The organism is Acinetobacter sp. IRS14, from assembly GCF_034650275.1.
Lineage (GTDB): Bacteria > Pseudomonadota > Gammaproteobacteria > Pseudomonadales > Moraxellaceae > Acinetobacter > Acinetobacter oleivorans.
This window is the reverse complement of record NZ_JAOVFN010000015.1, coordinates 44,121-69,395: the sequence shown is the minus strand read 5'-3', so window position 1 is coordinate 69,395 and position 25,275 is coordinate 44,121. Positions and strand designations below refer to the sequence as shown.

Here is a 25,275-nt window from a genome sequence, read left to right as displayed (position 1 = left end):
GTGACAGACTCCCTCTTGTGTCTGTAACATAGCCCACTTAGCATAAGACTCATTTAAAATAACGACTGATTTGGAAGATAAGCTGACTATGACCAGCCTTGCGCATCAAGCGACAGAAAACCGCTCTGTAGCCGAATTTACTGAACAGGCTTACTTGAATTATGCCATGTACGTCATTATGGACCGTGCATTGCCGCATATCAGTGATGGCTTAAAGCCTGTACAGCGCCGTATTGTCTATGCCATGAGCGAGCTAGGCTTAAAAAATAGCGGCAAGCCAAAAAAATCAGCACGTACAGTAGGTGATGTGCTCGGTAAATACCATCCTCATGGTGACTCGGCATGTTATGAAGCGATGGTATTGATGGCTCAGCCATTTAGTTATCGTTATCCTTTAATTGAAGGACAAGGTAACTGGGGGGCACCAGATGATCCTAAGTCATTTGCTGCGATGCGTTATACCGAAGCAAAACTTTCTGCCTACAGTGAGTTGTTATTAAATGAGTTAGGTCAGGGCACAACTGACTGGCAAGATAACTTTGATGGTTCATTAAAAGAACCTATTACGTTGCCAGCGCGTATTCCTAATATTCTACTCAACGGCACAACCGGTATTGCCGTTGGTATGGCGACGGATATTCCTCCGCATAATTTACGTGAAGTGATTAAAGGAACGATTGCCTTAATTCGTAACCCGCAAACTTCAGATGAAAAAGTGGCTGAATATATTCCAGGGCCAGATTTACCAACAAAAGCTGAAATTATTACTCCGCCAGAAGAATTACTCAAAATCCAGACCACTGGTCGTGGTAGTTACCGCATGCGAGCGGTTTATACCATCGAAAAAAATGAAATCGTGATTACTGAACTGCCTTATCAAGTATCGGGCTCTAAGGTGATTACTCAAATTGCCGACCAAATGCAGGCCAAAAAGCTACCATTAGTCGTTGATATTCGTGACGAGTCGGATCATGCAAACCCAACACGATTAGTGATTGTACTTCGCTCTAACCGTATTGATGCAGAAGCGGTAATGAGCCACTTATTTGCAACCACCGATCTAGAGTCGAGCTACCGTGTTAATTTAAACATGATTGGTGAGGATGGACGTCCTCAGGTTAAATCGATTCGTCGTATCTTGCTTGAATGGATTGAGATCCGTAAAAAAACGGTAACTCGTCGTTTAGAGTATCATTTAAACCGAATTGAAAAACGTCTGCATATTTTGGCAGGTCTTTTAATTGCTTATCTTGATATTGATACCGTCATTCGTATTATTCGTGAAGAAGATCAGCCTAAACCTGTCTTGATGGAACATTTCAATATTGATGAGATACAGGCAGAAGCAATTTTAGAACTCAAGTTGCGTCATTTAGCAAAACTTGAAGAGATGGAAATCCGTCATGAACAAGATGAGCTTGCTGCAAAAGCTGCCATTATTCGTGAGCAATTGGAAAATCCAGAATCTTTAAAAAATCTGATTATTGGTGAATTAAAAGAAGACGCGAAAAAGTTTGGTGACGAACGCCGTTCTCCAATCGTGGTGCGTGCTGAAGCTGTTCAGATTAAAGAACAGGATTTAATGCCAGCTGAAGCAGTAACGGTGGTTTTATCTGAAGCTGGATGGATTCGTGCTGCAAAAGGTGCGGATGTTGATGCAGAGAATTTAAACTATCGTGCGGGCGACCAATATTTAAGTCACGCTGTGGGTAAAACCAATCAACGGATCTATTTCCTTGATGAGACAGGGCGTAGTTATGCCTTGCCTATTAGTAGTTTGCCATCAGCAAGAGGTTTGGGCGAACCTTTAAGTTCTAAACTTGCTCCTGCAAGTGGTGTGTCGTTTATTCAGGTTTATCTAGAAGACGAAGAGTCAGAACTTATCGCTGCGAGTACCTCTGGTTATGGGTTTAAAACTCAAACTAAACAGTTAGATACCAATGCCAAGGCAGGTAAGACATTCTTGTCTGTTCCTGAAAAATCAAAAGCTTTACCATTAATATCTGCTCAGAATATGACGCACTTAGCGGTGCTCAGCTCAGCAGGTCGACTCTTGATTATTGATTTGGCAGAACTACCAAATCTAAATAAGGGTAAAGGTAATAAGTTGATACAACTTGATGAGAAAGAGCAAATTTTATCCATGACAACCCTGAACTTAGATGAAATAATTCAGGTGGTTGCAGGTCAGCAACATCTAAAATTAAAAGGTGATGATCTACAAAAATATATGGGTAAACGAGCTTCAAAAGGTCAGCTCTTACCACGTGGATATCAAAAAGCAAATAAACTGTTGATTCAGAGATAAAGCTAGCGTCTGGCAACATAAATACGCTATATATGGCAACATGTTCAAGCAATGAACTGAACTTGTTGGTATTGAATAACGATTAAAAGGACAGCAATTTGGAGTACGTAATTTGTACTCCATGCAAAAAATTTGGCAGAGTTAAATTGTCAAAACTTCTGTCTCATAATCTTGTTCGAAGTGTCATGAATGTGCCAATAAGTTTTAAATATGTTCTGGCACCAAGAAGCTAAAGAATAGCTGGGGCATTGAATAACAGTTATTACTAAGGATTACGAATCGGAGATAATGGCATTATGGAAAAAATTTGGTTTGCAGAATACCAAAAAACAGGGATTCCAGAAACAGTAGCATTGCCTGCGGAAAATACCTCACTTGTTGATATTTTTGAGAGTAATTTCCAAAAATTTGGTTCTCGCGATGCCTTTATCTTTATGGATAAAGCGATGTCATTTAATGAGTTAGAACTTGCAAGCCGTAAGTTCGCGACCTATTTGCAAAATTTGGGGTTAGCAAAAGGAACTCGTGTGGCAGTGATGATGCCGAATGTATTGCAGTATCCTGTAGTTGCATTAGCTGTGTTACGTGCAGGTTTAGTGTTAGTAAACGTTAACCCACTTTACACTGCACGTGAACTTGAGCATCAATTAAATGACTCAGGTGCAGAAGTCCTTGTGATTATCGAAAACTTTGCCAGTGTTTACCAAAGCATTTTAGGTAAAACTCCAGTGAAGCATGTTGTAGTTGCATCAGTAGGAGACATGCTCGGTACACTCAAAGGTACTCTGGTGAATTTTGTATTACGTAAAGTACGTAAACAAATTCCAGCTTGGAATATTCCAGGGCACGTTAAATTTAACTCAGCATTAAATAAAGAAAATGCGAGTAATTATAAGCGTCCGACTTTAACTTTAAGTGATACTGCTGTACTTCAATACACTGGTGGTACAACAGGCGTTTCAAAAGGTGCAGAGCTTACCCACCGTAATCTTGTAGCAAACTTACTTCAGTGTGATGGTATTTTCCAAAGTAAATTTGGAGCAAATGATGGTGCTAAAGGCGACCGTATTGTTTGTGCATTACCGCTTTATCATATTTTTGCGTTCATGGTTTGCGCGATGTACGGTATGTATAAAGGTCAAGCAAATATCTTGATTCCGAACCCTCGTGATTTACCAGCTGTTATTAACGAATTACGTAAATATCAACCATCATTCTTCCCAGCGGTAAACACATTGTTTAATGCTTTAGTGAACAATGAAGAATTCAAACAACTTGACCATAGCAATTTAAAAATGGCGATGGGCGGTGGTATGGCCGTTTTACCTTCTACAGCAGAAGCGTGGAAGAAAATTACTGGTACAACCATTATTGAAGGTTATGGCTTGTCAGAAACTTCACCGGTAGCAACCGCAAATCCACCTGCTTCTACTGAATTTAGCGGCACTATTGGTATTCCGTTACCTTTAACTGAAGTTGCTATTTTAGATGATGACGGTAAAGAAGTTGCTTTAGGTGAGCAAGGTGAAATCTCGATTCGTGGTCCTCAAGTGATGAAGGGCTACTGGAATCGTCCTGATGAGACAGCTAAAGTCATGACAGCAGATGGTTTCTTCCGTACGGGTGACATCGGCGTGATGGATAGCCGTGGATATACAAAAATTGTAGACCGTAAAAAGGATATGATTTTGGTTTCTGGCTTTAACGTTTACCCAAGTGAAATCGAAGAAGTTATTGCTAAACATCCAAAAGTATTGGAAGTTGCAGCCATTGGTGTTCCAGATGAAAAATCAGGTGAAGTGCCAAAACTCTTTATTGTGAAAAAAGATCAAAGCTTAACGACTGAAGAAGTTTTGAGCTTCGCTAAAGAAAACTTAACAGGCTATAAACGCCCTCGTTATGTTGAGTTTATGGATGAATTACCAAAATCAAATGTAGGCAAAATTTTACGTAAAGACTTACGTAAACCAGCCTAATCAGTTAATAAAAAAAAGCGCCTTAGGGCGCTTTTTTTATTTTAGTTTTTATGGCTTTTTATAAACCAGCGGTCTATATAAGGACGTCCAATTCCGACCATCCCAACAAAAACAAGCATTGTGCCAAGTTGCAGGCGTAGGTGAGTTAAATCAAGCTGATCGTAACTTAAATAATTATCTGCTAAGCAATATATCGTAATCACAATGAGCCAGTGCCACAAAGTAAGTCGTTTAATACCGACTGCAATAAAGGTAATTGTTAAAATAACAAAGGTGCCAAGTGTCGACTGCCAATTCAAATTTGCACAAATCACACTAAGTAAAAAAGCCATAATAGGGAGAACGATTTTTAATATGCGATCTATCTGAAGTTGATTCTGTTTTTGCTTATCCAAGACTTCAAACAATTCTTTTTGATCAGGTTGTTGCATACATGGCCCTATTAATCAGTGATGATAAGTGATTGCATAAAATTTCAGGTAAAAACGCAATGTTATGATAGCATGATCAACAGTATTTTCAGTGATGGATGGCACTATGCAGGGCATCAGCGGCATTATCTATATTATTTTAGTGGCATGTTTGCTGCCATACGCATTTACCGTAATTGCAAAGTTTACAGGTGGTTTTCAGCCTGCCGATAATCAAAACCCGAGAGCTTTTTTTGCCAAAACAACTGGTTTGGCTGCTCGTGCAAATGCCGTACAACAAAATAGTTTTGAAAGCTTACCTTTATTCTTAACGGCTATTTTAATGGCAGAATATATGGTCGTTCCAGAATATTTTATTCTGAGATTAGGTTGGGCATATATTATTTTAAGAGTAATTTATGGGATCTGTTATTTAAGTAACTGGGCAACTTTACGTTCGATTGTCTGGTTCTTATCTATATTGTGCCCAATCTTCTTATTAGTGGTCACGATTAAACTGACTTGAGTGTCATTCTGTCATCATTCATATCAACTTTCGCGTGTGCGCATTGTATAATCGGCATCATTTTGATGATATCCACGCTATAATCGAGTGGATTTTACATCTGACTTCATAACGAAAGAGTATTGATATGAGTTACAGCAATATCCCAGCAGGTAAAGATGCCCCAAATGACATCTATGTCATCATTGAAATTCCTGCAAATGCAGCACCAATTAAATATGAAATCGATAAAGATTCTGATGCATTGTTTGTAGACCGTTTCATGGGCACAGCAATGTTCTATCCAGCGAACTATGGTTATGTTCCAAATACTTTGTCTGAAGATGGTGACCCGTTAGACGTACTTGTTGTAACTCCACATCCTGTTGCTGCTGGTTCAGTCATTCGTTGCCGTCCAGTGGGCAAATTAAAAATGGAAGATGATGGTGGTATCGATGCGAAATTAATCGCTGTTCCACACGAAAAATTGTCTCCATTGTATAAAGACGTTAAGGAATATACAGATCTTCCTCCGTTATTGATTAGCCAAATTGAGCATTTCTTCAGTCACTATAAAGATTTAGAACCAGGTAAGTGGGTAAAAATCAGTGGTTGGGAAGGTGCTGACGTTGCTAAAGCTGAAGTATTAAAAGCAATTGAAGCTGCTAAATAAGCTTTAATTGATAAGGCTCAGAATGCCTCAATTGATATTCTGAGCTTAATAAAAAACCTACATCTGTTGCCAGATGTAGGTTTTTTTATGCTTGATAGATTTGTGAATTAGAATAATTTCACAGGAATATCAAGGAATAGACGCCATTCATTGGTGTCCCCAATGTAAGCACCTTGGTATGAATCGCTTGCACGATAGTACGAGTTACGAATACGAAGGCTTGCATCTTTAGCAAAACCGCTTTGAACAGTGTATTTCACTTGGTTAAAGAACTCACGTTCCTGAGCACTGTCAGTTACATTTCTAACTTTGATGTCCCAACCGTATACAAATGCAGTCGTCCAGTTTAAACCAGGTAATACACCTAACTTACCAAAATCAACGTTGTATTGAATTTGTGCTGATTTTTCATCGTTACCGATGAAGTCAGACAAATAAGAGTTCGGTAAATAGATACTTTGGCCACCGTCAGCATTACCACCGTAATCATAACCAACATTACCACTGTTTTGTTGGTATGCTAACATCACACTATGTGGACCAGTTGCATAAGTACCTGAAATTGCCCAAATATTATTTGTCTTTTCTTCGCCTGCTATACCAGTTTTACCATAATCTGGTGCTACTGCTCCAGTAGCTGAGTAGGTATTCGCATTCGCATCGAATTTAGTGTGGTAGCCACTAAAATCGTAAGTTAATGAACTGTCATTCGCCAAAGGCTGTTTATAGTTTACATTTACATAATGGCGTTCAAGAGCATTTTTACTGTCTAGACCATAGTAAGATGCATTCAAGTTGTCATCAAATTTATATTTAGCACCCCAAACAATTGCACGGTCAAGATGACGACCATCTGTATTCACCTGATCAGAATATTGATCTTTAGTAAATTTACCAGCAATCACTTCTAAATTTTTAATTTCATGACTAGTTAACAAAGTACCCGTGAAATATTCAGGCACCAAACGTGCTGTGTTACTTGCTAGAACTGGTAAATCAAGTACTTGAGTACCGTAACGTACTGTTGTATTTGAGAAACGTGCTTTAACGTTAGCACCACCACGTGCCCAGTGATCATAAGAATCACCAGCACCTTTTGTTGGTACGCCATCATCATTGAGACCAGTTTCACGTGGAATCATGTTATTGCCAGCGTTTTTGTTTGCGCCGATTTTAAATGAACCATCGCCAACAACACCTACACCGAAACCGACAATACCAGGAGTAAAGCCAGAATCAATATTTACGATTGCTGTTTGAGCAAATGAACTGGTATCATCCACGCCATTTTTTTTGTCACGGCTGATGTAACCTGTACGGAAGAGAATAGAACCGTTCGCATCTTCAACAAATCCTTTTGCCTCACTTTGCTCGCTTGCCTGAGCTGAGGAAATTATTGCCGCAGAAATGAGAACTGCTAATGTAAGTTTTTGTGCATTTAGCATATTTAAAGAACCTCATAAAAACGATAAATCCTGTGCCTTGTTATTGTTCAGGGCCTAGGATTTGAATCAATTGTATAAGTAATCTATAAAAAAGATATATTTTTGTTGATTTTATTTTATATATGCTATGCAGAAATTGATTAATGTGCTACTGCTTGTTGACTAAATTTACTATTAACCTTTTATACTTAATGTATTGTTTAAAATAAAAAAAGTAATTTATTTTTTAGTGTATTTTTACCATTTATTTTATATTCCAAGCTCAAAAAATAGTTGATTCTTCTGTTTGTTTTTTGATCTTTTTTGGTGGATATGTTTACTTTTTGATCTTCTCTTGAGTTGATTTTTTCGACAAATTATTTTAAATATTTTTTAAATTGTTACTTTATAACATTATTTTGAAGAATGATGTGCAAAAATAGATCACTGTAGAAGACCAATAGAATTTAATTTAATTGGTCAAATTTAGTGCGATATTCTGCGTAAATTTTGTGCATTACTCTTTTTGCTTATATTGCTGATTAAAAAAGACCCAAAATAGTTCATAAGTTTAAAAATAGAAAAAATAAAGAAATCTAATTAAATGAAATGCCCATTTACAGACCATTAAAAGCCGAGCGTTAAGAAATTTACGTAATTTTTATATTTCCTAATCAAGGCTAAATAGAAATTTTACATTGAGTAAATGAATACTTCCCATCGTGGTTACTAGTTTCCGATAAGGGGTTTTCATATGCTTATTATTTCTAAACGGACAAGAATTTTATTTTATTTTATTGTTTTTTATAGATATATATTTATGAAGAATAAGCGGGGGTTTCATTGTAAGACAAGTTTGATCTCAAAATTAATGAAGTGCATTGATAGCCAATATGGAATTGGCACAGCAATTGCTAAAGCTTAAGTAACACAATGTGTTTTATATACATAAATCGTGCATTCATTATGGGGGAGATCAGAATGATGAAATTTGCACTTAAGACCTTAGGTCTTGGTATCTTTGCAGCAGGCTCAACGATGGTTATGGCTGAACCTGCACCATCTTTTTATGGCATCACGACAACAGGAAGTGTAGCGGCAACTACTGACTATCGCTTCCGCGGAGTTACTCAATCCTCAAATAACCCTGCAATTCAAGGTGGTTTTACTTTTTCTCATAAGTCGGGTGCTTATTTATCACTCTGGGGTTCAAGTGTTGATTTTGGAGTAACTGGCAACTCAACAGAAACTGATGTCGCTTTGGGGTATACCAATACTTTGAAATTAACGGATACGCTTGCGCCTACTTATGATGTCGGTGTAATTCATTATGGCTATATTGGTTCTGGTCATAGTTTTGACCGTAATGGAATTGGTTATGATGGTGAAAATGGATTAGATTTTAATGAGGTTTACGGTAAATTAACTTTTGCTGATTCTTTATTTAAAGGGGATGCACTTAGCGTAGGTGTGAACTATTCAGATGATTACTGGGCTCATTCTAAGCAGTTCTGGTATTTTAATGTCGGTTATTCAGCGCCAATTGCAGATACAGGATTTACTGGACTTGCATCAGTTGGCTATAACAAATTCAAAAATAAAGATGCTTTAGCCGTAGTTGCTGGTGGTCCAGGTAAAGACGATAGCTATATCGATTATAAAGTGGGTGTAAACCGTAACATTCTAGGCATTTTGGCTGAGCTAGATGTTGTTGGTACAGACATTAGTACTTCTGGTATGACTGATGCTCAGAAAAAACCTTACGACACAGGTTTAGTGTTTAGTTTAACTAAAACATTCTAAGTTTATGCTGTAAAAAAGCGGGTTTATTGACCCGCTTTTTTATTAGTTGTCTATTTCAGAAAGTAGCTGTTTTAACTGGTTAAGCTCAATATCCGTAGCTTTAGATAGTGGCTTACGTGGTGAACCCGCAGCAACACCTTTTAGCTGTAAACCTGCTTTAATCGTTTTGGGTAAACCACCAGTTACAATAAAGCGTAGTAGAGGAAGTTGCTGATAAAATGATTTTTTGGCCTGTTCTAATTCACCATTTTTTACATGTTCGATAAGTTGTTGAGGTTGTTGATCTAACAGATTTGGCGCTGCTGTACACCAACCACTTGCTCCAGCACATAAAGCTTCTAAAGCTAGAGGGTTGCAGCCGTTATAAAACGGAAGTTCTCCTTTTGAGAGTTCTTGAATTTTATGTATACGTTGGATATCACCACTGCTTTCTTTCACCATCGTAATATTTGCAATGTTGTTAAACATGCGCACGATTAATTCTGGAGACATATCAACACCACTCGTTGCAGGGTTGTTATAAATCATAATCGGTAAAGTCGTTGCTTCTGCAATCGCTTGATAATATTCAAAAATCTCTTGATCTGTCAGCTTCCAATAAGATACAGGAATCACCATAAGTGCATCTGCACCATAGCTTTGAGCGATCTGCGCTTTTTTGATGGCTTGATCCGTCGTGAGTTCTGAAATCCCAATAATGACAGGTAAGCGTTTATTAATGCTTTCAATTGAAGTTTTAGCGACTAAACACCACTCATCCCATTCAAGATAAGCACTTTCACCAGTACTACCCAAAGGTGCAATAGCATCACACCCATTTTCAATAAGCAAATCCAGCATTTGCTTTAAAACAGGAAGATTAATGGTGTTGTCATCAGAAAAAGGAGTAACAGGGTAGCCAATAATGCCGTTTAGTTTCATGGTCGAAATCTCTTTTTAAATACAGTCAGAATGTTTTTTCAAAGCTTTACGTGTGTAGTAAGCAAAGTTCACTTTGTTACGTTTATCGGTAGATACCCAGTCATGAGCTTCTGTAGCTAAATCGTGTGGGATCGGCTGAATTTGCCCGGCCGACATGGCTAAAAGTTGCAGTTGAGCTGCGCGTTCAATTAAAAGTGCCAAGTTGCAAGCTTCTTCAATGGTTTTTCCTGTGACCAGTTGACCATGGTGAGATAACAAAACAGCACGGTTTTTACCCAAAGCAGAAGAGATCAAAATACCTTCTTCATTGCCCACAGGAACACCTGGCCAATGGCCTACAAATGAGCAATCTTCGTAGAGTGCGCAGACATCCATCTGGGAAATCATAAGTGGAATCTGTAACATCGATAGAGCCGCTACATGAGTCGGATGCGTATGAATAATGCAGTTAACTTCTGGATGTTCTTTATAAATCCATGTATGAAAACGGTTGGCTGGGTTTGCCATTCCTTCTTGATTGATGGGTTCTAAGTCTTGATTCACCTCAAGCAAGTTTGAGGCAGTAATTTCATCAAAACCTAAACCAAAACGTTGGGTAATAAAGGATTCTTTACTTTCACTACGACAAGTAATTTGGCCTGCTAAACCAGCATCATGGCCATGATCAAATAAAATACGACAAGTGAGTGCAAGCTTTTGGCGGTCAGTTAAATCTGAGTCACTAATCCACTTTTGCATGTCTTGCTGTGCATGTTGCATAAGGTCTTGTTTGTTTACAGAAGCAGTCTTCATCTCTTCTCCAGTCCAGTTGACCAAATTAAGTAGGTGAAGGCAGAATAGAAAACAACTGGATGAATCAATACATCCAGTTTTAATAAGTTATATGGTCCAGATGGGGCAAATATGCTAAGACCTTGGCAAGTACATTTTCGTATCGATGAAAGAGAAGAAAAAACAGTTTTTTTAAAGCTTACTAACTTGATTAGTCAGGAAATTTTAAGTGGCCGTTTGGCGCAAGGGACTATGCTGCCGGGGTCTCGTAGCCTATCAAAAGAATTAGGAATTAATCGGAAAACAGTACAAGCGGTCTATGAAGAATTAGAAGCACAAGGATGGCTTGTGACTCGCCCCCGAAAAGGCACATTTGTGGCAGATATTTTGCCTGAAAAACAATTCAAAATAGAGTCAGTATCTGAGCGAAAAGTTAATGAGAAGCCAATTATTCAAGAAGTTGCTTTATATCCACATAACGATGGTGTGCCAGATCCACGGCTTATTCCCTACGAACTATTTTCACGCGCCTATCGGCATGCACTGATTAAAATTACCCAAAACCAGTATATGGGATATGGTGATCCGCAAGGTATGGCTGAGTTAAGACAAGCCTTACAACAAATGTTGTCGATGGAACGTTTTATGAATGTTGCCGAAGATGAAATTTGTATTGTACGTGGTAGCCAGATGGGAATTTTTCTTGCATCTCGTGCATTACCTAATCGGCAGGGTGTTATCGTTGTTGAAGAGCTTTACTATCCATCTGCTTTTAAAGCGTTTCAATCAAATGGTTTTCAGGTCGTTTCTATCAAATTAGATGAACAAGGTATTTTCATTGAGGATTTAGAACGTATTTTAAAAGAACATTCGGTTGCTGCCATTTATACAACTCCGCATCATCAATATCCCACAACTGTCACGATGCCAATGAATCGCCGTCTTCAACTCTTAGAGCTTTCAAAAAAATGGGGCTTTTATATTATTGAAGATGACTATGATCATGAATTCCATTATGACAGTCGGCCTATGCCACCCTTAGCGAGTTTGCCTCATTCTGAATTGGTTATTCATGTTGGCTCATTGTCTAAAGTTTTTGCACCAGGGATCCGTTTAGGCTACATCGTGGCATCGCCATCAATCATTCAATCGATTACTGAAGATATTTTACTGATTGATCGTCAAGGTAATAATATTACTGAACTTGCCTTAGCAGATTTAATGCAACGGGGTGAAATTAAAAGACACATCCGTAAAATGAAAAAGATATATCAGCTACGCCGAGACCATGCATTAACTGAGTTCAATCGAATTTTTGCAGAGTGTGTTCATATACAACCACCCGCAGGTGGAATGGCGTTATGGGTGAAATTCCAGAAACCATTTACTCAAGATCAGCTTATAAAATTAAAAGAACTCAACATTGATACAGAGGATAAGTTTAAACAAATCGAGTCTTCTAATCGTAGTATCCGCTTCGGTTTTGCAGCTTTATCAGAGAAAGAAATCACTAGTCTAATTGAAACCTTAAATAAGGTTCTTAATAAAAGAACAGCGGACTCATAATCCGCTGTTTTACCTTAAGAATGATTGCCTCGATAAGAGAGAGCTTCTGTAAGATGAGGGCTCTGAATCATCTCGCTTTGAGCCAAATCGGCAATGGTCCGCGCTACTCGTAAAACACGATGATAAGCACGAGCTGATAGATTTAAACGTTGCTGTGCCATTTCAATCATTCGCTGTGAAGTACTATCAAGGACAGCATATTGTTCTAGTTGCTTCGGTGAAAGCGCTTGATTTAAACAATTTTGTCTTTGCATTTGTTGTTCATAAGCAGAAATCACACGCTGTCTTACAGCCGTAGAACCTTCAACAGGTGTTGGATCTTGCAGTTCCTGAGCTTTTAAAGGCGGTACATCAATATGTAAATCGATACGGTCAAGTAACGGGCCCGATATACGGTTTTGATAGCGCTTAATGCTGTCAGGTGAACATTGGCAACGGCTGTCTTGATTAAACGCATAACCACATGGGCAGGGGTTCATCGCAGCAATCAATTGAAAGTTAGCCGGATAAGTAATCTGCCGAGCTGCTCGTGAAATAATGATTTCTTTTGACTCAAGCGGCTGGCGTAAAACTTCTAGCACCTTTCTGTCAAACTCTGGAAGTTCATCTAAAAATAGAACACCTAAGTGAGATAGGGTAATTTCACCCGGTTTAGGATGAGATCCGCCCCCAACCAGTGCAATTGCTGATGCGGTATGGTGGGGCGCACGAAAAGGACGCTGTCCAAACTTATGCGGTGTATTCGAAATCGAGTAAATACTCGCAACTTCAAGTGTTTCTTGATTAGAAAGAGGTGGCAAAATTGAAGGAAGGCGTGAAGCGAGTAAAGTCTTACCGGTGCCCGGTGGTCCTTTAAAGAGCAGAGAATGTCCCCCTGCTGCGGCTATTTCTAGTGCGCGACGTGGGCGTAGCTGACCTTTTACATCTGCCAAATCAAATTTATAAGGCATTTGATTTGATGTTGTTGAAGGTTCAATCGAAGATAGAGATTTCGTGCCCAGAAAATGTTCACAGACTTCTTTTAAATGGCTCACCGGATAACACTCAAGGTCCGGTAAATGGTTAATATCTTGACTATTATCGAGAGGTAAAAGCATTTTATGCTTGGCCTGTTGACAGGCCATTGCCAAAGTTAAAGTACCTGACACTGGTCTTACATGACCATCTAGCGCTAATTCACCAATTAATTCAAAATCTTCGGCACAGTTTTCGGGAAGCTGACCAGAGGCAATTAAAATGCCTACAGCAATTGGTAAATCCAGACGTGACCCATCTTTGGGCAAATCTGCTGGTGCAAGATTAATGGTCAGCCGTTTAGTTGGAAATTGAAATCCACTATTAATAATGGCTGAGCGAACTCGGTCTTTACTCTCTCTTACAGCCGCCTCTGCTAGTCCGACAATGGTAAGAGAAGGTAAGCCTTGACTCACATGTACCTCAACTTCAATTAGAGGTGCATGCAAACCCAAAAGTCCCCGTGTATAAATTTTAGAAAAAGACATCTTATTGTTCCATTATGGTGCTTCATTTTTAATCGTTGTAAAGTATAAGTGCGCTACGTTGGTGCTTATTTTTTATTCTTTAAAGTTTCTTCTAACAGACTTACTTGTTTTTGTAGCTCTTCTAAACGTTGAGTGGCAGATTGAAGTGCAGTTTTTTGACGGTCAATTTCTTGTTTGGACACAAGATCCAACTTTTCGACTGCTTCATTTAATAATGCACGTAAATTTTTTTCCAAATCTTTTTTAGGCTCATCAATTTGTTCCAAAATGGCCTGTAGTAATGTTTCTAGCATAAAATATCCAAAGTGTTGTATTACCTTATGGTTTACAGTTTAACACTGCTTGAACTTGGGATATAGGTTTCAATTCTTTTAGTACAAATAGAACATTAAATAAGCACTCAACGATACTGAAAATTCATTTTATTTTTAATAGCTCATCTACATCTTGATCACTAAATAGGTTATAAAGAAAGTTCATGCAATAGATTCATTTCCCTCAACCTTTGAAATATTGGCATGAAAATTGAACATAAAACCTTACTGGTGAAAAGAAGCCGAAGGAAACAAACATGAAGCTTGTAACTGCAATTGTAAAACCGTTTAAATTGGATGATGTGCGTGAAGCGCTCTCTGACATTGGTGTACAAGGGATTACCGTAACTGAAGTTAAAGGTTTTGGTCGTCAAAAAGGACATACAGAACTCTACCGTGGCGCAGAGTATGTGGTTGATTTCTTACCTAAAGTAAAAATCGAAATTGCGATTAGTGATGAAATGGTTGACGCAGTAATTGAATCAATTACTCGTGTAGCAAGCACTGGAAAAATCGGCGATGGTAAGATTTTTGTGACTAACTTGGAACAAGTTATCCGTATCCGTACGGGTGAAACTGGACCAGATGCTGTCTAATTGGCACAAAGCTTGCTGAGTAGAAAATAACTCGCAAATGAGGTTGGGGGACACGAATGAAAAAAATGCTTATGGCGCTGAGTCTATCAGGCGCTCTTTTGGGTGGTACTGCCGTTTGGGCAGAAGATGCTGTAACAACGCCTACATCGGAAGTTGCGGCTACATCAACATCTCCAGCTACTGCAACCACTGCAGAAGCACCAGTTGCTGAAACTCCAGCAGCTCCAGCACCAACACCAAAACTTGATACAGGCGATACATCTTGGATTTTAGTTTCAACAGCTTTGGTTCTATTAATGACCATTCCTGGTTTGGCACTATTCTACGGCGGTATGGTACGTAAGAAAAATGTATTAAGTACTATGATGTTCAGCCTTTCCGCTGCAATTTTAGTAAGTTTGCTGTGGGTGATTGCAGGGTATTCAATCGCGTTCTCTGGCACAGGTGCATTTTTTGGTGATTTGTCTAAAGCCATGCTCAACGGAGTCGCGTTTGATGCATTGAGCGGGACAATTCCTGAAAGTCTTTTTGTTATTTTCCAAATGACTTTTGCCATCATTACAGTTGCAATCCTGAGTGGTTCTATTGCAGACCGTATGAAATATTCAGCTTTCATGGCATTCATTGCAATTTGGGTACTTGTTGTTTATGCACCAATTACTCACTGGGTTTGGGCAACAGATGGCTGGTTATTTAAAGCAGGCGCGTTAGATTTTGCTGGTGGTACAGTTGTACACATCAACTCAGGTGTTGCAGGTCTCGTTGCTGCTTACATGCTTGGAAAGCGTATTGGCCTTGGCCGTGAATCTATGGCTCCTCATAACCTGACTCTAACTGTTGTTGGTGCAAGCTTACTTTGGGTGGGTTGGTTCGGCTTTAACGGTGGTAGTGCCTTAGGCGCGGGTGCTCGTGCAAGTATGGCAATTTTAGTGACTCAAGTTGCTGCCGCTGCTGCTGCATTATCTTGGTTAGTTGTTGAACGTATGATCCGTGGCAAAGCATCTGTATTAGGTGGTGCTTCTGGTGCGGTAGCTGGTTTGGTTGTGATTACACCAGCAGCAGGTTTTGTCGGGGTAGGCGGTGCTTTAGTGATGGGCCTTATTGGTGGCGTAGTGTGCTTCTGGGGTATTACAGCACTTAAACGCTTACTTAAAGCCGATGATGCTTTGGATGCGTTTGGTTTGCATGCGGTAGGGGGTATTGTCGGTGCGATTTTAACTGGCGTATTCTACAGTGACGAAATTATTAAAGCAGCTAACGTTACCTTAGCTCCAACATTCGCTGGCCAATTATGGGTACAAGTTGAAGGCGTATTGGCAACCATGGTTTACAGTGGTGTTGCTACTTTTGTTATTCTTAAAGTGATTGATCTTGTAATCGGTATCCGTGTGAACGCTGATGATGAGCGCATGGGTCTGGATTTAAGCCAACATGGCGAACGTATTGAATAATCATCATTAATATATCTGCTGTCTTAAAAGAACAGTCTTGCGCTGTGATCAAAGCGATGCTTTGATCTTGCTCAGGGCTGTTTTTTTGTCTTATAGAATGCTGGTTCTGTAAGTGTAGAAATTTTGCTACACTAGGTCAAAGTAATCGACCCTATAAATCCGCTATGCATTGTCCATTTTGCAACGCCGCAGATAGTAAAGTCATCGATTCACGTTTAGCCGCCGAAGGCTGTCAGATTCGTCGACGTCGTGAGTGTGTAAGTTGCGGTGAACGTTTTACCACTTTTGAAAGCTATGAAGTGGTAATGCCCCGTGTGATCAAATCGAATGGAAAAAATGAACCTTTCGATGAGGCCAAATTACGTCGTTCGTTAATGCATGCTCTGCAAAAACGTCCGGTCACACAAGAGCAGATCGAAACAGTTTTAAGTGATATTCAGTTGCAGATTCGCCGTTTAGGTGAGCGTGACGTAAAATCTAGAACAATTGGTGAAATCGTCATGCAATCTCTATTTGCACTTGACCATGTCGCTTATGTCCGATTTGCTTCTGTATATCAAGATTTTCAGGATGTTGAGGCGTTTCGTCGTCAAATTGAGCAAATGCAACAACGTGAACAATAACTATTTGAGATTTTTATGTCTGAGTTGAAACAAGATCAATATTGGATGCAGCAAGCCATTGAACTTGCCAAACGAGGTCTATATTCGACTAAGCCTAATCCAAATGTTGGTTGTGTCATTGTCAAAGATGATCAGTTAATTGGTGAAGGCTTCCATCCTAAAGCGGGTCAACCACACGCAGAAGTCTTTGCTTTACGTCAGGCAGCTGAACAAGCACAAGGTGCAACAGCCTATGTCACACTTGAGCCATGTGCGCATTATGGAAGAACTCCTCCTTGTGCTGAAGCACTGGTTAAGGCTCAGGTTAAAAGGGTGGTTGTAGCATGTCCTGATCCAAATCCGCTCGTTGCGGGTAAGGGCGTTCAGATTTTGAAAAATGCCGGAATTGAAGTAGAAGTTGGCATTTGTGAAGATTTAGCAGAGAAATTAAATCAAGGTTTCTTAAAGGCAATGTCTACGGGTATGCCTTATGTACGCTTAAAAGTAGCTTCAAGTCTAGATGGACGTACAGCAATGGCATCTGGTGAATCGAAGTGGATTACCGGTTCTGCTGCCCGTCAAGATGTCCAGCATTGGCGTGCCATTTCAGGAGCGGTGATTACAGGTATTGAAACTGTGATTGCAGATGATTGTCAGCTTAATGTGCGTTCACTCGGTCATATTGATATTGAGACAGTTGCTCAACCAAAACGGGTTGTTTTAGATCGTCAGGGGCGTTTGCCACTTAACGCTAAAATTTTAGAAAACCCTGAAACTGTGCTGGTGATGGGGCCATATCGTCAAGAACTTGCCGATTTAGGCGTGATACAATTAGAAATTCAGCCTTTAAAAATGCTGTTACAGACCCTATCTAAGCAACATCAAATTTATGATGTATTGGTGGAAGCCGGTGCGACATTATCTACTGCCTTTTTACAAGAAGGTTTGGTAGATGAGTTGATCAGTTATATTGCCCCAACATTCTTGGGGAAAAGTGCAAGAGCCATGTTCAATGCAGAGTTTGAATATATGGCACAACAACTTCGTTTTACACTTCTTGATGTGACACAACTTGATCAAGATATACGCTTAAGGTTAATCCCTACGCAAGAGAAAGTATGAATTCAGAGCCTTCGGTTTATCACAAACGTCGTCATGCGGCCCGTACGACAGACGAATATCTTTTCCATCAGCTTGTTCCTTACCTAGGTAACAAGCGCCGATTGCTCCATCTAATTTTAGAAGCCCTTGAAATTACAGGGACACTGAATAGCAAGAAAAAGAATCCTCCGATTTTTGCCGACTTCTTTGCCGGCAGTGGTGTCGTGTCTCGTTTAGCACGTCAAAATGGTTACCGTGTGATTGCAAATGACTGGGAACCTTATAGTCATGCTTTAAATCATGCGATTTTAGCTTGTACCGATGCACCTGCATTTAAAGAGCTTGGTGGCTATCAGAAGGCAATCGACTATTTAAATCGCTTACCTGAAGTTAAAGGTTGGGTAACGCATAACCTTTGCCCACGTAACGATGATGTATACGATCCAACTCGTGACCGTTTATTCTTTAAACGCCGTAATGGTATGCGTATTGATGCGATTCGCCAGCAGATTGCAACATGGCAGGCACAAGGTGCAATTAATGATGTAGAAATGAGTGCTTTACTCGCGCCATTACTTTATTCAGCAAGTTTTGTGAGTAACACCAGCGGCGTATTTAAAAGCTTTCACCAAGGGTGGGGCGGACGTACACAAACTGCATTGGAACGAATTGAGTCATTGCTTTGGTTAACACCAAGCCGTTTTTGCGAGATTGGTGACCGTAAACGTCCTGCTGCTGAAATGTGGTGTGTAGATTCACAGCATCTAGCAAATCAAATGAGTGGTTTTGAAGTCGATGTTGCCTATCTCGATCCACCCTATAACCAGCACGCATATAGTAGTAATTATCATGTTCTGAATGCATTAACTTTATGGGATCAGGTCGATTTACCATCACCAGATACCAAAGGTTATAAGAGTGGAATTGATAGAGCGTGGCGTAAAGAACGTCCAAGCCCATATAACTCTTCTAAATATGCGAAAGATGCGTATGAAAAACTACTTTCAACCATCAATGCCCGCTATATTCTGACCAGTTATTCAACTGATGGTAATATCGAGCCGAAAGATTTGCTTATGGCTAATCTGGAGCGCGGCAAAGTGACTTTGTTAACACAAGATGTTCCGCGCTATCGAGTAAGTAAACAGCGACAGTCTGAACGGGCACGCGTACTTGAGTTTATTGTGATTACTGATACTCATGCTAAGTCAGGACCACCATTACGTCAGTTATTAGGCCAGCTTTACCACTTCGCCGAGCTAGGTGGTGTAGATACTTCAGGTAATAGTACACAGCTCGCACTTTGGTAAGCGCTGCAATTTAAGCAGTGTAAAAAGATTTGGAGATTGAGCCATGTTTACAGGCATTATTGAAAGTTTAGGAAAAGTTGAAAGCCTGCAAAGCGTAGGTGGTGATGTGCGTTTACGTATTCAGACTGATCTGGATATGTCAGATGTGCATTTGGGTGACTCAATTGCGACCAATGGAATCTGTCTCACCGTGATTGAATGGGGCGATAATTGGTACGCAGCGGATGTTTCTCGTGAAAGCTTGAATCGTACGACTTTAGGTAACTGGAAAGTTGGGCAACGTGTCAATGTTGAAAAGGCAATGTTACCGACAACACGCTTTGGTGGACACATTGTCAGTGGCCATGTTGATGGTGTGGGTGAAATTACTGTAGTACGTGAAGATGCTCGCTCAATCTATTATGAAGTTACAGCACCCGTAGAACTTGCTAAATATTTAGCCGAAAAAGGTTCTGTGACCGTAGATGGGATTAGCTTAACGATTAACCACTTACGTGGAAATATTTTAAGCTTAAATTTAATTCCGCATACAGCAGAGCGTACTAACATTGGAACATGGCAAGTTGGTAGCAAAGTAAACCTTGAAGTCGATGTTTTGGCGCGTTATATCGAGCGTTTATTGCTAGGTGACAAAGCAGCTGAACAAAAAACAGAGTCAAATATTAGTATGGCTTTTTTAGCTGAGAATGGTTTTTTAAAATAAAAAGCTAAATCGTTAAAATAAAAAAACCGGACACTTGTTCCGGTTTTTTTATTTTGAAAACTTATTGCTTGGTTAGCGTAACCGAGTTTGTGCCGACCCATGGTTTATTATGTTGGGTGCGTGTAATTGAAAATTCGCCTTTTTCTGACTCTCGTGTGAGTAAGATAGATAAAGAGTTAAAGTCGTTATGACTCATATAAAGTTCTTGTGCTGAAAATGTCCATTGTTCACCCTGATTAAGCTGCTCAAGTTGCATTGAAATCTGATGCGGAATGTCCATTTTTACCCTCATTAATTTTCATAAATAACCATGCGGTATTCTAATAATTATTTGAACTAAAAGAATATTGTGCATGACTATTCTGTGACAATTAAATGTCATTTTTATGACAAAGAGAGTCTTAAAAACTTTACTTTTCTATTTTTTCATCAGAAAACTTAGAATTCTTTAAAATGTATTCAATTTCTTCTTGAGCTGCCGAATTTAGCTTAGCTCGGAAAGCTGTTACAGATTGTTCAATTAAGCTCTCAGCTTCAAGTTCTAAACGAATACGTAAACTTTCAAGCTCAGATAAGATTTGATCATCGGTAATACTAAGTTTTACGCCAGCAGAGTAATTGACTGCCGGTGTTTCAGGGTTTTTCTGATAACGCGCAGTTTGCTCTGCAACCTCTTGTTCTAAATGGCTACGTAATGTATGTAATGTTTCAGTCTGTTCATTAAATTTTCGAACTTCGTCTGCTTGCAACTCCGCAGCATAAGCAGCTTCTGATGCACGTTTATCAGCAAGCGATTTTTCTAAAGCAAGTTGACGACGAATACGTGCTTGCTCAATGAGCTCCGCTTTAAGATCTGCGTAAGCTTGTTCAATTTTTTGCTGTGATTCTAACTGCGCTTTTTCATCATTTAAAACCCAAAGTTGAATAGGCGTTTGAGGCTCTAGTAAGTCACAAATACGTGCCAGATCCTGTTGATAGGTATGACGGACAGCTTCAGGCGCATTTAACCATCTTTTTTTAAAATCTTGCCCGACATTTAATGCCACCATGTTTCTCCTTGATCAACAGTATTTACATTTTAGCGCGTTATAATTTAAAGGTCCGCGGTTCTATACCCAAACGGCGATACATTTTAAATTTTTCTCGACCAATTTGCTTGGCTGTTTCATTATTTTCAACAATTTCTATAATGTGGCTAAAATGATCAACTTGTTCAAGTGCATGATTGTTAAAATTAAATACTAACAGGCCTTGTTCAAGTGGTTGTTTAGCCGAAATACATACAGCAGCATCAGTCTGGTCAACGCCATGCGCAATGAAACTGACAGGGTCGAATTCCCATAATCTTTCATCAAGCATCTGTTGTAGCTGCACATCTGGGCAATACCACCAGATTTTAGGATGCTTCTGTAATATTTTTCGACATAAACGGCAAGCACTATCGACTTGCCGTTCTTCGCTGGTTTCAAACAGATAAAAACTAACTTTAGCCATTCGTATTTACACGATTCGCTAAAAATTGCATGAGTAATGGTACTGGACGACCTGTTGCACCTTTAGCTGGACCAGATAACCATGCAGTTCCTGCTACATCTAAATGAGCCCAACGATATTCACGTGTAAAGCGCTCAAGGAAACATGCAGCCGTAATCGCGCCGCCGTATGGACCACCGATGTTTGCAATATCGGCAAATGGTGAATCAAGTAATTCTTGATAATCATCAATCACTGGCATACGCCATACACGGTCAAATGATTGTTCGCCAGCTTGTTGGAGCTCTGCTGCCAAAGCATCATCTGGTGAGAACAACCCACTGAGTACTTTGCCTAAAGCAACTACACACGCACCTGTTAAGGTCGCAATATCAACCACGACTGCTGGATTAAAGCGTTTAATATAGGTCAATGTGTCACACAGTACTAAACGGCCTTCAGCATCTGTATTTAAAATTTCAACAGTTTGACCGCTCATGGTGGTCACAATGTCACCTGGACGAGTTGCTTTACCAGAAGGCATATTTTCTGCTGCTGCAATTGCACCAACGACATGAATAGGAAGTTTTGCTTCGCATAGGGCACGAATGGTACCAAGTACAGATGCTGCACCGCACATATCGAATTTCATTTCATCCATGCCAAGGCCTGGTTTTAATGAAATACCACCTGTATCAAAAGTTACGCCTTTACCAACGAGAACAACTGGAGCTTGATCAATCTGTGCTTGATATTCGAGCGTTACAATACGGCCCGGACGTTCAGATCCTTTGCTGACTGCAAGAAAAGCATACATGCCTAAATCAGCCATTTGTTGCTCATTTAAAACAGTTACTTTAAGTAAGTCAGGGAATTCTGCGGCTAAAGCTAGAGCCTGTTCTGCCAAATATTCTGGGAAACAAATATTCCCCGGACGGTTGCCAAGATCACGTGCATAAGACTGACCAGACTGTACTGCATGTACTAAAGCCAGTTGTTTTTCATCTAGGCTAGTCGTTGAGCTAATTAAATCAACCTGTTGTAACACAAATTCATTTTTTTTCGATTTAAACTCATCATAACCATAAGCTGCTTGAGTTAAGCTTAAAGCAAATAAATAATGGTGCTCGACAGGTAAAGCAGCAATATCAATTGCGATATGCTTAAATTTATTTTGTGTCGATTTGATAATCGTTTGGGCAAGTTTAGCGAGCTTGACTGCCTGAAGTTCAGCTGTTTTTCCTAAGCCAAGTAATTGGCTGTGAGGCTGATTTGAAATCTGACCAAATAAAGGCAGAGTTTCATTGAAGTTGCCTTTAAATTGGGTAGCGTTCAGAACGCTTTCTAGGTTATTGATTTGATATGTGTTGACGTTGCTTTGTAGCTGTTCTGAATCAACTAAAACCCACAAAGATTCATTAGATGTCTGTTCGGGAAAAGTTGTATAAGTTGTAAATTTCATGGCTGTCGTGATTGCCTATAGAAAGTTATGATGAATTAAAACATTGAAACACTTTCAAGCATAGCGTTGCAATGTGCGGTTTTATATTTTTAACATTCGGGTAAACTAGCAGTCGTCCCGATTAGCCTTTTGGAAGTATTACTTTGATTATTCGGCGTTATCTCGTCAAGCAAGTTGTCTCTACCTCATTGGTGGTCATTTCTTTATTGACCTTAATCATGATGGGTGGTCGTCTGATCAAATACTTTGGTGTGGCGGCGCAGGGGCGTTTAGATGCCAGTATCTTGTTTAGCATCATTGGATATCGTTTACCTGAATTTCTAACCCTCATTTTACCACTGGGTTTTTTCATTGGTTTAATGTTGGTGTTTGGTCGTTTATATGTTGACCATGAAATGGCAGTACTGAACGGTAGTGGTGTGAGCCGTCATCAATTAGCACGATTACTCATTCCAATGACGCTTGTTTATATGGTTTGTCAGTCTGTGCTTATGCTCTGGATGACGCCGTGGGGACTGCGTGAGTTTGAGAAATTAACCACCACCCAAGCGGTTCGGACAGGCTTCGATTTGGTTCGCCCAAGAGAATTTATTTCTTCTGGACCCTATACGATTTATGCAGGTTCATTGTCAGAAGACCGAAAGAATTTGAAGGACATTTTCTTTTATCAACGTGCGACCAAAGAAGATAAACCAGATGTCATGATCTTGGCAAAAGAAGCGACTCGTGTAGAAGTTGCAAATGACACAGCCAATGTCGTTGATCTGGTGCAAGGCCGCCGTTATGAGATATTTCCGGGACAACCAAAATATACACAAGCAGAGTTTCAGTCTTATCGTCTACGTTTAGAAAATGATAAAGATGTTAAGTTTGAAAGTGGCGATGTAGAAGCATTATCAACGACTAAACTCTTTTCAAAAACAAATGATCCAGTCATAAGAAGTGAGTTGGGATGGCGTTTGTTTGGACCATTCACCATTATTATTGCTTTAATGCTTTCTGTGGCATTGTCGGAGGTGAGTCCACGACAAGGTCGTTATTACCGTCTTATTCCGGCGATTTTTATTTTTTCCAGTCTGATCGTATTAATGATTGCAATCAAGACTCGTATTAGTAAAGAAGAACTCGATATTTGGGCTTATCCTGCCGTGTTGGTGGTTTATGGCGTTGCAGCAGCCTTATTTTCACGTAAACAAAAGTTGGCACCAAAAATCAAGAAACAGATCAAGCGAGTGAAATTATAATGTTAGCACGTCGAATAGTCGCCAAATATGTGACGAAAACCACTGCGCTTGCAATGTTTGGCACCACAGTTGTTTTGTCAATTCTACAGATCTTATTTACGTATCTGGGCGAGTTGGGTGAGCTCAAACCAGACTATAACGCATGGCAAGCTCTCATCTATGTGTTATGGGGCGCTCCTCGTTATCTATATGAAATTTTGCCTATTTCTGCCTTGATTGGTGCGGTAATTGGTTTAGGGTCACTAGCAACCAGCAGTGAACTTATTGTTATGCGCTCTGCTGGTATTAGCTTATGGCGTATTGTTGGTTGGGTGATGCGCTCAGCTTTACTGCTTATTATTTTGTCTTTTGCTTTAAGTGAATGGGTTATTCCATATACTAATGAAAAAGCAGCAAGTGTTAAAAGTCACCGCTCTGTAGCTGCTTTAGGCGAAGTGAAAGGTTATTGGTCACGTGAAGGGCAGCGATTTATCTATATCGACTATGCTAACTCTCAAGGCAATTTAAAAGATATTCAAGTGGTCGATTTTGACCAGAACTATTACTTGCAATCATTAATCAATGCTCAGCAAGGACAGTTCGTAAAAGATGGTCAATGGGCTTTGAAGAAAGCCCAACAAATGGATATTTTGGCGGCAGGAAATGCCATCAAAACTGACCATGACGAACAATCGCTTTCTTTAGCATTACAGCCTAAATATGTGCACATGGTGACTTTAGATCCTGAAGATTTATCACCAAGCCAGCTCATCAGTTTCATGCGCTATATGGATGAATATAGTCAGGTTCCAAAGACCTATCAATTGGCTTTCTGGCAAAAAGTTGCCTCGCCATTTTCGTTGATTGCTCTGGTTCTCGTGGCATGTTCATTTATTTTTGGGCCATTACGCCAACAATCGATGGGTTTCCGTTTGGTGATCGCATTGTTTATTGGTTTGAGTTTCTATTATTTGCAGGATTTCTTGGGTTATGCCAGCTTGGTTTATGCCCCATCTCCTGCGTGGTTCGTACTCGTACCTATCTTGTTAATGTTTGGTGCCGGAAGTTATTTGCTTTACCGCGCTCGCTAGTAATAATTGAAATTTATGGTTTTCATCAATCGTAGATATTGGTGAAAGCCATAGGAAAAAATAGAGTCTTGACCGAAAATTCGGTAAGAT

The 25,275-nt window shown here is 39.7% G+C and carries 24 protein-coding genes; 14 read left to right on the top strand and 10 right to left on the bottom strand.

Annotation, left to right across the window (positions count from 1 at the left end; translation table 11 throughout):
* Positions 1-88: 88 nt before the first annotated feature.
* Positions 89-2,308, top strand: coding sequence for a DNA topoisomerase IV subunit A (gene parC / locus ODQ17_RS13445; RefSeq protein ID WP_322904307.1), 2,220 nt, complete (start codon positions 89-91; stop codon positions 2,306-2,308).
* 296 nt (positions 2,309-2,604) lie between these two features.
* Positions 2,605-4,284 (top strand): long-chain-fatty-acid--CoA ligase, encoded by a 1,680-nt coding sequence (locus ODQ17_RS13440; protein ID WP_004795215.1) that lies wholly within the window; start codon positions 2,605-2,607, stop codon positions 4,282-4,284.
* A gap of 41 nt (positions 4,285-4,325) precedes the next feature.
* On the opposite strand, the gene ODQ17_RS13435 is transcribed toward ODQ17_RS13440, so the two are convergent.
* On the bottom strand, positions 4,326-4,715 hold the full coding sequence (locus ODQ17_RS13435) for a hypothetical protein (RefSeq protein WP_322904305.1): 390 nt from the start codon (positions 4,713-4,715) through the stop codon (positions 4,326-4,328).
* A gap of 106 nt (positions 4,716-4,821) precedes the next feature.
* Here ODQ17_RS13435 and ODQ17_RS13430 point away from each other — a divergent pair, with 106 nt between their 5' ends.
* Both ODQ17_RS13430 and ppa read left to right on the top strand, forming a co-directional pair.
* The gene (locus ODQ17_RS13430; RefSeq protein ID WP_004795212.1) at positions 4,822-5,220 is read left to right on the top strand and encodes an MAPEG family protein; all 399 of its coding nucleotides are present in this window, start codon (positions 4,822-4,824) and stop codon (positions 5,218-5,220) included.
* Positions 5,221-5,347: 127 nt separating this feature from the next.
* Complete coding sequence (gene ppa, locus ODQ17_RS13425; protein WP_004795210.1) at positions 5,348-5,872, top strand: inorganic diphosphatase; 525 nt, start codon at positions 5,348-5,350, stop codon at positions 5,870-5,872.
* Positions 5,873-5,979: 107 nt separating this feature from the next.
* Here the strand turns inward: ppa and ODQ17_RS13420 are convergent, their stop codons facing one another.
* On the bottom strand, positions 5,980-7,317 hold the full coding sequence (locus ODQ17_RS13420; protein WP_322904302.1) for an OprD family outer membrane porin: 1,338 nt from the start codon (positions 7,315-7,317) through the stop codon (positions 5,980-5,982).
* A gap of 960 nt (positions 7,318-8,277) precedes the next feature.
* On the opposite strand from ODQ17_RS13420, the gene ODQ17_RS13415 reads away from it, so the two are divergent.
* On the top strand, positions 8,278-9,099 hold the full coding sequence (locus ODQ17_RS13415) for a TorF family putative porin (RefSeq protein ID WP_322904300.1): 822 nt from the start codon (positions 8,278-8,280) through the stop codon (positions 9,097-9,099).
* Between the two features lie 42 nt (positions 9,100-9,141).
* Here the strand turns inward: ODQ17_RS13415 and ODQ17_RS13410 are convergent, their stop codons facing one another.
* Together ODQ17_RS13410 and ODQ17_RS13405 are read right to left on the bottom strand one after the other, a co-directional pair.
* Positions 9,142-10,020 carry a dihydrodipicolinate synthase family protein gene (locus ODQ17_RS13410; RefSeq protein ID WP_322904298.1) on the bottom strand — a complete coding sequence of 293 codons (879 nt, stop codon included), beginning with the start codon at positions 10,018-10,020 and terminating at the stop codon, positions 9,142-9,144.
* 15 nt (positions 10,021-10,035) lie between these two features.
* Positions 10,036-10,812 carry an aldolase gene (locus ODQ17_RS13405; protein ID WP_322904297.1) on the bottom strand — a complete coding sequence of 259 codons (777 nt, stop codon included), beginning with the start codon at positions 10,810-10,812 and terminating at the stop codon, positions 10,036-10,038.
* 111 nt (positions 10,813-10,923) lie between these two features.
* Between ODQ17_RS13405 and pdxR the strand changes: the two genes are divergently transcribed.
* Positions 10,924-12,357 (top strand): MocR-like pyridoxine biosynthesis transcription factor PdxR, encoded by a 1,434-nt coding sequence (gene pdxR / locus ODQ17_RS13400; protein WP_322904295.1) that lies wholly within the window; start codon positions 10,924-10,926, stop codon positions 12,355-12,357.
* 14 nt (positions 12,358-12,371) lie between these two features.
* On the opposite strand, the gene ODQ17_RS13395 is transcribed toward pdxR, so the two are convergent.
* A complete protein-coding gene (locus ODQ17_RS13395; protein ID WP_322904293.1) occupies positions 12,372-13,859 on the bottom strand; it encodes a YifB family Mg chelatase-like AAA ATPase in 1,488 nt (495 codons plus the stop codon).
* 65 nt (positions 13,860-13,924) lie between these two features.
* Positions 13,925-14,152, bottom strand: a complete 228-nt coding sequence (locus tag ODQ17_RS13390) for an accessory factor UbiK family protein (protein WP_004795193.1) — start codon at positions 14,150-14,152, stop codon at positions 13,925-13,927.
* 278 nt (positions 14,153-14,430) lie between these two features.
* Here ODQ17_RS13390 and glnK point away from each other — a divergent pair, with 278 nt between their 5' ends.
* From glnK to ODQ17_RS13360, 6 genes are all read left to right on the top strand, one after another.
* Entirely contained in the window at positions 14,431-14,769 is a 339-nt protein-coding gene (gene glnK / locus ODQ17_RS13385; RefSeq protein WP_000780326.1) for a P-II family nitrogen regulator, read from the top strand.
* A gap of 56 nt (positions 14,770-14,825) precedes the next feature.
* A complete protein-coding gene (locus tag ODQ17_RS13380; RefSeq protein WP_322904290.1) occupies positions 14,826-16,220 on the top strand; it encodes an ammonium transporter in 1,395 nt (464 codons plus the stop codon).
* A 164-nt stretch (positions 16,221-16,384) separates the two neighbouring features.
* On the top strand, positions 16,385-16,843 hold the full coding sequence (gene nrdR / locus ODQ17_RS13375) for a transcriptional regulator NrdR (RefSeq protein WP_004795187.1): 459 nt from the start codon (positions 16,385-16,387) through the stop codon (positions 16,841-16,843).
* Positions 16,844-16,858: 15 nt separating this feature from the next.
* Complete coding sequence (gene ribD / locus ODQ17_RS13370; protein WP_322904287.1) at positions 16,859-17,944, top strand: bifunctional diaminohydroxyphosphoribosylaminopyrimidine deaminase/5-amino-6-(5-phosphoribosylamino)uracil reductase RibD; 1,086 nt, start codon at positions 16,859-16,861, stop codon at positions 17,942-17,944.
* Positions 17,941-19,233 (top strand): DNA adenine methylase, encoded by a 1,293-nt coding sequence (locus ODQ17_RS13365; protein WP_005301611.1) that lies wholly within the window; start codon positions 17,941-17,943, stop codon positions 19,231-19,233. The genes ribD and ODQ17_RS13365 overlap by 4 nt, the downstream gene beginning before the upstream one ends.
* A gap of 43 nt (positions 19,234-19,276) precedes the next feature.
* Positions 19,277-19,936, top strand: a complete 660-nt coding sequence (locus ODQ17_RS13360; protein ID WP_004710964.1) for a riboflavin synthase — start codon at positions 19,277-19,279, stop codon at positions 19,934-19,936.
* A 61-nt stretch (positions 19,937-19,997) separates the two neighbouring features.
* Here ODQ17_RS13360 and ODQ17_RS13355 read toward each other — a convergent pair whose 3' ends face one another.
* The 4 genes from ODQ17_RS13355 to ODQ17_RS13340 all read right to left on the bottom strand — a co-directional run bounded on the left by ODQ17_RS13355 (position 19,998) and on the right by ODQ17_RS13340 (position 22,871).
* A complete protein-coding gene (locus ODQ17_RS13355; protein WP_005301614.1) occupies positions 19,998-20,216 on the bottom strand; it encodes a hypothetical protein in 219 nt (72 codons plus the stop codon).
* A gap of 130 nt (positions 20,217-20,346) precedes the next feature.
* The gene (blhA, locus tag ODQ17_RS13350; RefSeq protein WP_004795179.1) at positions 20,347-20,985 is read right to left on the bottom strand and encodes a cell division protein BlhA; all 639 of its coding nucleotides are present in this window, start codon (positions 20,983-20,985) and stop codon (positions 20,347-20,349) included.
* Between the two features lie 37 nt (positions 20,986-21,022).
* Complete coding sequence (locus tag ODQ17_RS13345; RefSeq protein ID WP_111855735.1) at positions 21,023-21,430, bottom strand: DNA polymerase III subunit chi; 408 nt, start codon at positions 21,428-21,430, stop codon at positions 21,023-21,025.
* Positions 21,423-22,871 (bottom strand): leucyl aminopeptidase, encoded by a 1,449-nt coding sequence (locus tag ODQ17_RS13340; RefSeq protein WP_004795175.1) that lies wholly within the window; start codon positions 22,869-22,871, stop codon positions 21,423-21,425. The genes ODQ17_RS13345 and ODQ17_RS13340 overlap by 8 nt, the downstream gene beginning before the upstream one ends.
* 143 nt (positions 22,872-23,014) lie before the next feature.
* On the opposite strand from ODQ17_RS13340, the gene lptF reads away from it, so the two are divergent.
* Positions 23,015-24,115 carry an LPS export ABC transporter permease LptF gene (gene lptF / locus ODQ17_RS13335; RefSeq protein ID WP_013199136.1) on the top strand — a complete coding sequence of 367 codons (1,101 nt, stop codon included), beginning with the start codon at positions 23,015-23,017 and terminating at the stop codon, positions 24,113-24,115.
* Complete coding sequence (gene lptG, locus ODQ17_RS13330) at positions 24,115-25,185, top strand: LPS export ABC transporter permease LptG (protein ID WP_013199135.1); 1,071 nt, start codon at positions 24,115-24,117, stop codon at positions 25,183-25,185. Before lptF ends, lptG begins: the two co-directional genes overlap by 1 nt.
* Positions 25,186-25,275 lie beyond the last annotated feature (90 nt).